Genomic DNA, 11,213 nt, shown 5'->3' on the forward strand with positions numbered 1-11,213 from the left:
TGCGAGCTTCTGAATTATTTCACTAGCTTAATTTCTAGTTTAGACAAGCCTCACATAAAATGCCGGTAGGAAAACCGTCCATGCGTTTCGGAAAGGGGAGGGGGGAGGGGGGGACAGGGGGGACAAGGGGGACAAGGGGGAAAGAAGTATCCTTTACACTTTTGCTCGTTGTAGATGCTAGCAAAAAGCTTTATCTCAAAATGGCTCTGTTGACAAGTTATTGTAAGATGTTGAAAAACTTTAACAAACTTGAGATAAATTGACAAAATCTAATTGGGTAATTGGTAGTTGGTAATTGGTAGTTGGTAATTGGTAGTTGGTAATTATTTTTATTCCCCCATTCCCCATTCCCCATTCCCCATTCCCCACTCCCCATTACCCATTACCCAATGCCCAATGCCCAATGCCCTATGCCCCATTCCCAATTTTTAATTCTTGCCGCAAGCGGTACAAAATTGTATTTTGGTCAACTTGGGATAAAATTTCTTGAATGACGGTGCTAGCGCCCAATTGACCCCATGTGCAGCCTTTTTTCAGATACTCTTGTGCGGCTTTACCGATCGCATAGGCGCCATAACCGGCGATACCAGCTTGAGCGATCGCACTTCCGGCAAAGGCTGTAATATTGGTAGGATTTTCACCACTGGCTAAGGCTGTGGCACTTTTACCTAAGCCTAAAAGCAAGCTGCTTCCTAATTCTCCCAAAAGTAAACCGCCAGAACTAAATAAAATTGTCTTAAGAATTTTGCTGGCTTCGTAACCGGTCATCGGTAAGCCGTATAATCTTGCTAAGGAGCGAATTAACGCTAAGTCGGCAACGCTTCCGCCAACGACATCTAAAAAGGCGATGGGATTTAAGCCGACTGCTAAAGCTTTGTATTTGGTAAACTGCCAAATCAGGTCTTCTGCTTGTTGTTCGCGTAAGTCGATGGTTTTTTGAGCGATCGCTGTTTCTGCATCTCTTGCTTGAATCAGTGCATTTAAGGCGAGAAGCGATCGCCCTTCACGATTGAGAATATTTAAAATTGTCTGTTTGAGTTCCTCTACTTGGATTGCTGGTGTCTCCCATTCATAAGTTACACGTCCATCAGTCCACTCAACCCGCACTTCCATTAGCGCAGGTTCCGCTGCTACCATGACAATTTCATCCGGTAATAGCGGCTTTTGTTGGGGATGTCCTGCACCGAGTTGTTGCAAATTATTATAAATAGCTGTTCTATCTGTATCTGGATACAAGTCTATTTTGTTAAATACAAGAATTAGGGGTTTTTGCGATCGCCGCAATTCTAGCAGTGCTTGATACTCAGTCCGGGTAATATCACCAGACACGACAAACAAGATTAAATCAGCACAGCAAGCTACGTCTCGCGCCATTTGTCCTCTGACTTCCCCTTGAATTTCATCTAAACCGGGGGTATCAATTAATTCTACCTGCACCTTTCCGCCAGGAGTCCACCGCAGGGAACGAGGATACTGAGTTACGCCGTTAAGGGGACCTGTTTGGAGAATTTTTTGTCCTACTAAGGCATTCAAAACTGCTGACTTACCACGACTGACTAAACCAAAAGCGGCAATTCTAATTACGTTAGAGTCGAGCTTATTGAGAGTATTCGTCAATGTCTCTAATTCTGGTTTGACAAAAGATGCTAATTCCAGGTTTGATTGCGGTTGTCCGGGTTTGCGAAGATATCCATACCAAGACAGCACTTGTCTGAGACTAGCACGAGCGCGATTTAAATGAGTTTCTTGGAGATTAGGCACGTTCTTGCCTTTGTTATAACAAGCTACATATCTATTTTGATTCAATTGCATAACAAAACTCAGCAATGCCTAAAGACGCTACTGAGTTATCGGTTATTTAATTATCCACAATCTGTGGTTAATTACACGTTTTAATTATATTACGTCTATTAATATAAGTTAGATAAAATTGCGCTTTCCACAAAGCGAGTTTAATTATCAGCCAGAAATAAAAATTCCTGGCTTAGATATTTATCGCCAAGTCCGGTTTCCGTCTTCGTCAGTTCTTGCTTGACGAATGACATCGGAAATTTCTTCCGCATCTTTTACGTGGTGAAGTGGTTTTTGTTCACCATCTGGTTCATCGACAACAAAATAAGTCGGTACTGTGATATGCTCGCCTGTGATGTCTGGTGAATCTACAGCTATTTGTTTCGCTTTTTCTTCAACTGATTTTGACTCATCAACCACATCTCCGGGATTGAGTGTCGCGTTCTTTTCTTTAGGTGTCGGTTCTTCTCTGGATTCTATAGTTGGGCTTACTGGTTGCTTAATTTCATTTTCTGATTCATTAGCCATAATTTTTAGTTTTCCAGAATTCATCTACTAATATCATTTTATAGAATCAAAGCCGTGAAGAGTTCCTTCTCAAGAAAGACTTTGAGCATACGACTAAATGAGGAATTTATTAGGTAAGTAGGTAAGTAGGGTGCGTTACGGCTTCGCCTAACGCACCCTACATAAATATAGGACTTACGCAACAGTCATGAAAAACGAACCGCAGAGGACGCAGAGGACACAGAGGAATAAGAAAGAGAGAATTTTTGCGTAAGTTCTAAAATAGTTACTTTTGAGGTTGAAATGGTGTATACTTACCGCCTAGAGCCTCAACAATGGTGCGGGTATTCGCTTCCATCATTTTGATGTAAGAATCGCCTTCACTTCCCGCTGCACCAATGGAATCAGAATAAAGTTGACGCGGTGCTAGTTTGACACCGGCTTCTTGGGCAACTGTCGTAATTAAAGCTGGATTAATCGTTGTTTCGGCAAAAATTGCGGGAACGCCAATCTTTTTAACTGACTCTACCAAACGTTGTACAGTTTGAGCGCTGGGTTGTTCTTCGGTGCTGATGCCAATTAATGTACCAGCGATCGCTATCCCGTAACCGCGTCCATAATATTGAAATGCATCGTGGGTTGTTACTAATTTGCGTTTCTCAGGTGGGATAGTTGCAATCTCTTGTTTTATCCAGCTATCCAACTGTTGTAATTCTTTACTTAGTTGCGTTGCGTTTTGGGTAAATTTCTCTTTATCTTCTGGCGATAACTCTATTAAAGCATCCCGAATCGCGTTTACCATCGCCCCCGCATTCTCTGCGTTACCCCAAACATGCGGATCTGGTACTATTTCACCTTTACCTTTATCTAACTGCAAAGGCTTGACAACTTCCCCCACTGCAACCTGACGCGCTTTTCCTCCAGTAGCTTTCATGATTTTAATCAGTCCCGGTTCTAAGTTGTAGCCGTTATACAAAATCAAGTTAGCTTCTTCTAAAAATCTACTATCTTCTGGTCTTGGTTCATATACGTGCGGATCTGTACCGGGTTTGAGAATTCCCGTCAGCTTGATTTCGTCTTTGCCAACATCTTGCGCTAAGTCAGCAATGATGGTACTTGTCGCGACTACCAACGGTTTGCCATCTGCCTTTGGGGTGTTGCGGTTAGGATTTGCTTGGGTACAACTAAGTAAGAAAAGGCAAAAGGTAAAAGTAACGATCGCTTTTAGCTTTTGAGCTTTTGTCTGCCTAAAGGTGCGAACTTCTGTCTGGGGTATTACTTTCATTTATATCTAATATTGCTTCCAATTATAGATGTTTTCATATTTGTCTCATATTTATAGTAAGCTCAAGGAAAGCAATATTTAACTTGGTTATGAAAACTGTCTCCTACCCGAAATTTGATTTATCCAAAAGGAAGCTAGGTGAGATGCCTTTAGAAGTTGTCAAAAGTTCGGCAAATTCCGCTGAAGCGATTAACATTGCTCATTTGGGGGTACACTACCGCACGCAAGAAGCTCTGAGAGACGTTAATTGTATTATTAAACCAGGGAGACTAACAGGAATTTTTGGTCCCAACGGTGCCGGTAAAAGTACGCTGATGAAGGCGATGTTGGGATTGGTTCCCGCTAGCCGTGGTACAGTGTTGTATCACGGTAAACCTTTGATGCAGCAACTTGATAAAGTTGCTTATGTACCACAGCGATCGCAAATCGATTGGACTTACCCCGCAACCGTTTGGGATGTGGTGATGATGGGAAGAGTCAAGAAAACAGGTTGGTTTCGTAACTTCTCGACAGTTAGCCGTCAGGTAGCGAAAAGTGCTTTAGAAAGAGTTGGGATGACCGAATATAGCGATCGCCCAATCGGACAACTTTCTGGAGGACAACAGCAACGAGTATTTTTAGCCCGTGCTTTAACCCAAGAAGCGGAAATTTTCTGCTTTGATGAACCGCTTGTAGGGATAGATCAGAAAACCCAGTCAGTAGTTTTTCAAGTCTTTGGTGAACTCGCTGCCGCTGGTAAAATCGTCTTGGTTGTCAACCACGACTTAGGCGAATCAATCACCCACTTTGACGATTTAATTTTGTTAAATCGCGACTTAATCGCCACAGGAAGCCGCCAACAAGTACTAACTGAAGACAATTTGTCAAGTGCCTATGGTGGGAAAGTTATTTACTTTTCGGATGCAGCGTAAATTGGGAATGGGTAATTGGTAATGGGTAATGGGTAATGGGTAATTGGTAATAGGTAATAGGTAATAGAAAGAAATTGTCCCCCTTGTCCCCTTGTCCCCTTGTCTCCTTGTCCCCCCCTCCCCCCCTTCCTCGCGTAACGGTTCGTAATATAAATAATTATGCTTGAATCATTAATTGAGCCGTTGCAATATGGCTTTATGCAGCGATCGCTTGTAATTGCGATTTTAGTTGGTTTGTTGTGTGCGATTGTTGGCAGCTATTTGATGGTGCAGCGATTAGCTTTGCTGGGTGATGCTATCAGTCACTCAGTTTTACCAGGATTAGCGATCGCCTTTTTGTTGGGTGGAAATATTTTTATTGGGGCATTTATTGCGGGTGTCATCAGTACAATGGCGATCGCTTGGATTAAAACGCGATCGCCTATCAAAGAAGACGCAGCGATGGGGATAGTTTTTTCGGCGTTTTTTGCCCTTGGTGTGACGCTAATTACTATCATTCAAAAAGATAACAAAATTGACCTCAACCACTTTCTTTTTGGTAACATTCTCAGTGTGACAGTTGACGAAGTTAGAGACACATCAATTATCGCTGCGATCGTGTTGCTAGTCGTCTTTTTATTATACAAAGAACTGTTATTTTACACCTTTGACCCTTTAGGCGCTCAAGCTGCTGGATTGCCAGTAAATCGGCTGAATTTTGGATTAATGCTGCTGATTGCTTTAACAATTGTCGCCAGCATGAAAGCTGTAGGTGTGATTTTAGTTTTATCACTTTTAATAACACCAGGAGCAACTGCTTATCTATTAGTTAAACGCTTGCATCAAGTAATGATTTTGGGGGCAATAATTGGCGTAATTTCTAGTATTAGCGGTATGTACCTGAGCTACTTTTATAATTTGCCCTCCGGACCTGCGATCGTTTTGGTAGTATCAGGATTGTTTTTCTTGACATTTTTATTTAGTCCCCAACACGGTGTTTTTACTTCTCGTCAAGGAAATTTATCTCGCGCAAAAATAAGCCAGCGCCGTGCGGGGGTGGAGGAGTTTGAGGCGACTGCCGCGCAAATACGCGAAGAAGAACAATAAAAAGAATGAAAGCAAGATGTTTTATACTTATAGCTAAAACACTTAATTTAGTTTTTTACTATGCCCTACAGTCAATTTACTATCGGCAAAGTAAAGCAAGATTTTCAATTAACTACTGTAGAGGGAGTTCGTTTTTTCCCAGATTCGATTGAATCGGTTACTCCAAGTTCCAGACTGCAAGCTATTTTAGAGGATTTACCGTGGGCTTTAGCCGTAGATACAGAGAAAGCGCGTTCAGAGGTGATTATCAATCCTGTATTGCTAGAAGTGCGACGTATTTTCAATCAACAAATCAGCGTGTTTTCAGGAGAAGAGTTTAACATTGATGCGAGTATTGGACTCAACGGTGTATGTGACTTTATTGTTTGCCGTTCACCGGAACAATTAACAATAGAAGCACCTGCTATTGTTATTGTTGAGGCGAAAAAATCAGATATAAAATCTGGACTGGGACAATGCATTGCCGAAATGATAGCTGCACAGCGATTTAATGAAGCCAAAGGACAACCCTTAACAGCAGTTTACGGTACTGTCAGCAGTGGAACGCAATGGCGATTTCTCAAATTAGAGGGACAAACAGTAACAATTGATTTAATGGATTATTCCCTTCCTCCTATCGAGCAAATTCTCAGCTTTTTGGTGTGGATGGCGAAAATGGGTTAATTTTTATTAAGAAATATTACTTGCTTGTAAACGTTAGATAACAATCCGGAAAAATAATATTGCGTGGAGACTTGACAAAGTTCTACTTAAGTTACTGGCTCATAATTTAAGTCTGTTTTAACCGAATATTCAAAATCTTAACAGTCCATTTTAACTGATAACTTACACCATTTTCAATTAGTACTCACAACCGCCTTGAAATAAATTTCAAGGCTAATAAACGAAGTTGGTTTAAACGCACTGAAATCCTTTACCAGTCTGATTTATCAGACTTTGCCTATGAGCCTGTGAATTTATTCCTAGGCGGTTTGCGATGCTTGTTAAGATTGGTGCAAGTTATCAGTTTTAACGGACTTTAACTATTAGCTAGGAAATTTATTTTTGGGCGGAAGTGGGAACAAACCAAATAGTCCATAATTTTAAATATTTACAATTTGGAGTATCTCGTCCCGTGTTTCTTCAGGTGTTTTATCCTTTGTATAAACAACGAACTTTGCTAAATTGTGATTTGAATGATGCTTGACAAAGTGTTCGTTAAAATCAAATCCCTTACTAACAAATCCACCATTGCGTTCGTTGAGGATTTGGATAGATTCTTCTAAATCTGGAGAGGGAAGAATCAACACAACGTTGTTATATGATTCTAAAACTCGTTGCACGCGATTAAAAAGTTCATCGTCTTCATAAACAGAATGACCACCTCCGAAGTCAATAACACAATTGCTATGTTCAGAAAGGAGTCTTTCAACTGCGTAAGCTTCAAAGAACTTCCAATACCGATAAAGCTCTATAAATCCTTCTTTTTCTCTTATTCGCTTCGCCAATTCTTCATCGTAATTTATTTCCTTATAATAATCCCATCGTAATTTGTCCATAGAACACTGTGGAATCCCTAGTTTCTGCGCGAGGAGTTCTCCAAGTGTGCTTTTACCTGTCGTTTTAGGACCAATGAGAATAATATCTGAAATCATCTGTATTTTACGCTTATTCAACAAACGCCCTCAAGGGTGAGGGTCTATATAAACGCTCGTCCTCCTACGCTGGTTTTGTATGTGTAGCCCCGACTTCTTCGAGCCGCCAGATATTTTTAGGCTTCAATCTGCTCACTCATGCGCTGTTCTAAAAGCTCTAATAAGGTATCCACATTTTTACCAATTTGCTCAAAACAATTCGGTGGTGCAGGTTCGGGTGCAAACTGAATTAACTTAACTTCACCGCTACCAATACCAATCATGACAACTTCTACTTCCGGTTGATAATGCTCAATAATTCCTAATAGTTCCTGAAGCCTATTTTCCACTCTCTCATTTAGTTTCTCTACCGATTCTTTGGAACAATAAACAAAATGCGGTTTGGGTTGCAAATCAATGCCGATAGTACCCTGAGTGTCACTATTTTCTAACCATAATGCCCAAGATAACGCCGCTAATTCTAGCTGATTTGCTTTGACAAATTTATCCAACTGGCGACGCCACTTGGTATTTCCTGATTCTGACTGGGTACTACCAAACATCATAAGGATTTTAGATTTTGGATTTTGGATTTGGGATTGTAAACACTTTCACTCGATCGCATTTCTACTTTAAACCAGATTGTACACGCCAGAGACTTTCATAAATGCCATTTTTCTCTAGCAATTGTTCATGGGTTCCGGATTCTACTAATTTCCCATGTTCCATGACATAAATGCAATCGGCATTGCGGATGGTGGAAAGTCGATGAGCGATCGCTATCGTCGTTCGATTGACTGTAATTCGTTTGAGCGATCGCGCAATTGCGGCTTCTGTTTCATTATCCACCGCCGAGGTAGCTTCGTCTAAAATCAAAATGGGTGGATTCTTCAAAATTGCGCGAGCGATCGCTATTCGTTGTCTTTGTCCACCAGATAGTTTTTGTCCGCGTTCTCCCACAATTGTCTCATAATCTTGAGGCAATCGCGTAATAAATTCGTGAGCTTCGGCAATCTTCGCGGCTGTGATTATTTCTTTTTCAGTGGCATCAAAGCTGCCATAACCAATATTTTCTGCTACAGTACCATGAAATAAAAATACATCTTGACTTACCAAGCCAATGCAGCGGCGTAAATCTCGCAAATTCAAATCTTGTAACTTTATACCATCAACGGTGATGTTTCCCGATCGCACTTCGTAAAACCGTAACAAAAGTTTGACTAAAGTGCTTTTACCGGAACCAGTAGAACCAACAATTGCAATTGTTTTTCCTGCCGGAATATGTAATGATAAATTCTCAATTATCGGTTGCCTATCTTGATAAGCAAAACTGACATTTTGAAATTCTACATCGCCGCGTACCGTCTCAACAGGTAAAGGCACATTTCCCGGATGAATGGTGATTTGTGTTGCCAATAAATCCATGATGCGATTAGTAGAAGCCATTGCTCGTTGATATAAATCAAAGGTATCTCCTAATCGAGTTAGGGGCCATAATAAAAGCTGAACTAAAAACACTAAAACGCTGTAAGTTCCTACAGACATTCTGCCAGCGACAGCTTCCATACCGCCAAAAATGAGCAAGACTGTGAAAGCTGTTAAAATCAGCATCCGAATCAATGGGATAAAGGCAGCAGAGAGAGCGATCGCTTTTGTATTACTTTGCCGATAAGCTTCACTATCTTGCCTTAAACGTGCCTTTTCATAATCTTCAGCCGTAAAACTTTTAATCGTAGTAATGCCGCTGATATTATTAGATAACCTTCCATTGAGTAAGCCTACCTTTTCTCGCACATCAGCATAGCGCGGTGCCAGCAATTTTTGGAAAGCAACCGAACCAAAAACGATAAATGGCATCGGTAATATTGCCATCCACGCCACACTAGGAGCTAGAATAAAGAAAGCACCACCAATAACTACAATAGTTGTCAGAACTTGGATAATGTCATTTGCTCCCACATCCAAAAAGCGCTCTAATTGGTTAACATCATCACTAAGGATAGACATTAAACCACCAGTACTGCGTTCTTCAAAAAAAGCTAATTCCAACTCTTGCAAATGGCTGTAAGCATCCAAACGCAAATTATGTTGAATACTCTGCGCCAAATTGCGCCATAACAAGTTGTAAAAGTATTGAAAAACCGATTCTAAAATCCAAGTGACGGCAGTCAGGAACGCCAAAATCAAAAATTGCCCAAAGGTATCTTTTACTCCGAGTTGTGCAATAATAGAATCTTGCTTTTTGACGACCACATCCAAAGCAATACCAATTAAAGCTGGTGGTGCTAAGTCGAAAACTTTATTGAGAATAGAACAAACACTAGCTAACCAAATTTGTTGACGATATTCATGTCCATAATCAAGCAAGCGTTGGAAAGGATGTACTGAATTTCCACGCCTTATTAACATCCGACGAGATTTTAATACAGTAGACACAGCCGTTTGCAGTTAAGTGAGCATTGATATTAGCACGTTAGAAAGGTTTGAGTCTTGACTCTTAGGTAGAGTTATGAAAATGTCAGACTTTCTGTAACTGATGATACTCTTGAGCTAGCGAATGGTAGTATTTAACTTATTTATCGGTATTACTAAGGAGAAAAAAATTTGAAAAATCAGCAATTGGGGAATTGGCAAACGACAGTAGCCGGATTTTTAGCGGCAATAATTGTTATTATTAGCTTGAATGCTTTTATCATTATTAACCCAGGACAAGCAGGTGTAATCAGTATCTTGGGTAAAGCCAGAGATGGTGCTTTAGCAGAGGGTATTCACCTGAAACCGCCTTTAATCTCAGTAATAGATGTGTATGATTTGACAGTGCAAAAATTTGAAGTGCCGGCAGAAAGTTCTACTAAGGATTTGCAAAATTTAACTGCGAGATTTGCGATCAACTTTCGGCTCGATCCGATACAGGTAGTAGAAGTAAGAAGGAAACAAGGAACTTTAGAGAATATCGTCTCAAAAATTATTGCTCCCCAAACACAAGAAGCGTTTAAAATAGCGGCTGCCAAAAGAACAGTAGAAGAAGCAATTACCAAAAGAACTGAGTTGAAAGAAGACTTTGATAATGCGTTAAGCGATCGCCTAGATAAATATGGAATAATAGTATTAGATACAAGTGTAGTTGACTTAACTTTTTCGCCAGAATTTGCCAGAGCAGTTGAAGAAAAACAAATCGCGGAACAACGAGCGCAAAGAGCGGTCTACATAGCACGGGAAGCCGAACAAGAAGCACAAGCAGAAATTAATCGTGCCAAAGGCAAAGCCGAAGCTCAAAGACTATTAGCAGAGACTCTCAAAGCTCAAGGAGGGCAATTGGTTCTACAAAAAGAAGCCATTGAAGCTTGGAAAACCGGTGGTGCTCAAATGCCCAGAGTCCTGGTTATGAGTGGAGATTCTCAGAGCAGCGTGCCTTTCCTCTTCAATATGGGCAATCTTCAAAATGAACCCTAATGTAGGGTAATGACCACCTAAAATTTAAAATGAGCGATCGTCAACTAAAATACAACCATAAACACCAAGGACATAATAAACATATTTATGTCAACACCCAATCACACGAATCTCACTGTCTCAGAAGCGAAAAAAATCCTGAATAAATTCAACTGTCTGGATATCGCACCTGTTGTCAAGCCATCAGAAAAAGTTTTAATCCGTCAGGCGTTACTTTTGTTAACCAGCCTTTCTGATTATCAAATTTTAGGAATTTGCGCTGATACAGAAGAAGAAGGAATGCTTGCCACGAGAACTTATTCCCAAGCTCTGGGTTATGAAGTACCGAGTAATTTACCCCCAATTGAAGGTCCAGTTTACGTCAAATTAAACGGCAAAAACGGCTTGTGTTATCTCGATTCCTACGCAGGACATCATCGAGGCGTATTGGTGTCTTGCCAATCTTACAATGAAAAGGGAATCAACGAAATGTATGGACATTTGCCCCTGGATTTATTTGTATAAACTTCATTAAATGTAGGGTGCGTTAACGTAGTGTAACGCACCATTTTCTCATGAAATATTAGA

Annotated in this window: 11 protein-coding genes; 5 read left to right on the forward strand and 6 right to left on the reverse strand. The window is 40.6% G+C overall.

All coding sequences use genetic code 11. From position 1 onward, the window contains the following. Positions 1–408: 408 nt before the first annotated feature. From PI95_RS20135 to PI95_RS20145, 3 genes are all read right to left on the reverse strand, one after another. Positions 409–1,812, reverse strand: coding sequence for a GTP-binding protein (locus PI95_RS20135; protein ID WP_201280531.1), 1,404 nt, complete (start codon positions 1,810–1,812; stop codon positions 409–411). Positions 1,813–1,992: 180 nt separating this feature from the next. After that, positions 1,993–2,319 carry a hypothetical protein gene (locus PI95_RS20140; RefSeq protein WP_039754416.1) on the reverse strand — a complete coding sequence of 109 codons (327 nt, stop codon included), beginning with the start codon at positions 2,317–2,319 and terminating at the stop codon, positions 1,993–1,995. A 265-nt stretch (positions 2,320–2,584) separates the two neighbouring features. Beyond that, positions 2,585–3,583 (reverse strand): metal ABC transporter substrate-binding protein, encoded by a 999-nt coding sequence (locus PI95_RS20145; protein ID WP_039754356.1) that lies wholly within the window; start codon positions 3,581–3,583, stop codon positions 2,585–2,587. 143 nt (positions 3,584–3,726) lie between these two features. Between PI95_RS20145 and PI95_RS20150 the strand changes: the two genes are divergently transcribed. The 3 genes from PI95_RS20150 (at position 3,727) to PI95_RS20160 (ending at position 6,243) form a co-directional block, all read left to right on the forward strand. Beyond that, positions 3,727–4,494, forward strand: a complete 768-nt coding sequence (locus PI95_RS20150) for a metal ABC transporter ATP-binding protein (protein WP_052325879.1) — start codon at positions 3,727–3,729, stop codon at positions 4,492–4,494. Positions 4,495–4,653: 159 nt separating this feature from the next. Continuing rightward, on the forward strand, positions 4,654–5,580 hold the full coding sequence (locus PI95_RS20155; RefSeq protein ID WP_236117122.1) for a metal ABC transporter permease: 927 nt from the start codon (positions 4,654–4,656) through the stop codon (positions 5,578–5,580). Between the two features lie 60 nt (positions 5,581–5,640). Continuing rightward, positions 5,641–6,243, forward strand: a complete 603-nt coding sequence (locus tag PI95_RS20160) for a hypothetical protein (protein ID WP_039754358.1) — start codon at positions 5,641–5,643, stop codon at positions 6,241–6,243. A 419-nt stretch (positions 6,244–6,662) separates the two neighbouring features. Here the strand turns inward: PI95_RS20160 and PI95_RS20165 are convergent, their stop codons facing one another. From PI95_RS20165 to PI95_RS20175, 3 genes are all read right to left on the reverse strand, one after another. Continuing rightward, the gene (locus tag PI95_RS20165) at positions 6,663–7,214 is read right to left on the reverse strand and encodes a shikimate kinase (protein ID WP_039754359.1); all 552 of its coding nucleotides are present in this window, start codon (positions 7,212–7,214) and stop codon (positions 6,663–6,665) included. A gap of 116 nt (positions 7,215–7,330) precedes the next feature. Then, a complete protein-coding gene (gene ccmS / locus PI95_RS20170; protein WP_039754360.1) occupies positions 7,331–7,759 on the reverse strand; it encodes a beta-carboxysome assembly chaperone CcmS in 429 nt (142 codons plus the stop codon). A gap of 61 nt (positions 7,760–7,820) precedes the next feature. Beyond that, positions 7,821–9,602: an ABC transporter ATP-binding protein gene (locus PI95_RS20175; protein WP_039754362.1), complete on the reverse strand. Its 1,782-nt coding sequence runs from the start codon at positions 9,600–9,602 to the stop codon at positions 7,821–7,823. Between the two features lie 195 nt (positions 9,603–9,797). Here PI95_RS20175 and PI95_RS20180 point away from each other — a divergent pair, with 195 nt between their 5' ends. After that, complete coding sequence (locus tag PI95_RS20180; protein ID WP_039754363.1) at positions 9,798–10,646, forward strand: prohibitin family protein; 849 nt, start codon at positions 9,798–9,800, stop codon at positions 10,644–10,646. Positions 10,647–10,733: 87 nt separating this feature from the next. Then, entirely contained in the window at positions 10,734–11,150 is a 417-nt protein-coding gene (locus PI95_RS20185) for a DUF1824 family protein (RefSeq protein ID WP_039754364.1), read from the forward strand. Positions 11,151–11,213 lie beyond the last annotated feature (63 nt).

Source organism: Hassallia byssoidea VB512170 (assembly GCF_000817785.2).
Classification (GTDB): Bacteria; Cyanobacteriota; Cyanobacteriia; order Cyanobacteriales; family Nostocaceae; genus Hassallia; species Hassallia carrinoi.

Coding starts and splice junctions, on each gene's coding strand:
- PI95_RS20140 (WP_039754416.1), bottom strand. CDS start 2,319: ATGGCTAATGAATCAGAAAATGAAATTAAGCAACCAGTAAGCCCAACT.
- ccmS (WP_039754360.1), bottom strand. CDS start 7,759: ATGATGTTTGGTAGTACCCAGTCAGAATCAGGAAATACCAAGTGGCGT.
- PI95_RS20135 (WP_201280531.1), bottom strand. CDS start 1,812: ATGCAATTGAATCAAAATAGATATGTAGCTTGTTATAACAAAGGCAAG.
- PI95_RS20160 (WP_039754358.1), top strand. CDS start 5,641: ATGCCCTACAGTCAATTTACTATCGGCAAAGTAAAGCAAGATTTTCAA.
- PI95_RS20185 (WP_039754364.1), top strand. CDS start 10,734: ATGTCAACACCCAATCACACGAATCTCACTGTCTCAGAAGCGAAAAAA.
- PI95_RS20155 (WP_236117122.1), top strand. CDS start 4,654: ATGCTTGAATCATTAATTGAGCCGTTGCAATATGGCTTTATGCAGCGA.
- PI95_RS20165 (WP_039754359.1), bottom strand. CDS start 7,214: ATGATTTCAGATATTATTCTCATTGGTCCTAAAACGACAGGTAAAAGC.
- PI95_RS20150 (WP_052325879.1), top strand. CDS start 3,727: ATGCCTTTAGAAGTTGTCAAAAGTTCGGCAAATTCCGCTGAAGCGATT.
- PI95_RS20175 (WP_039754362.1), bottom strand. CDS start 9,602: ATGTTAATAAGGCGTGGAAATTCAGTACATCCTTTCCAACGCTTGCTT.
- PI95_RS20145 (WP_039754356.1), bottom strand. CDS start 3,583: ATGAAAGTAATACCCCAGACAGAAGTTCGCACCTTTAGGCAGACAAAA.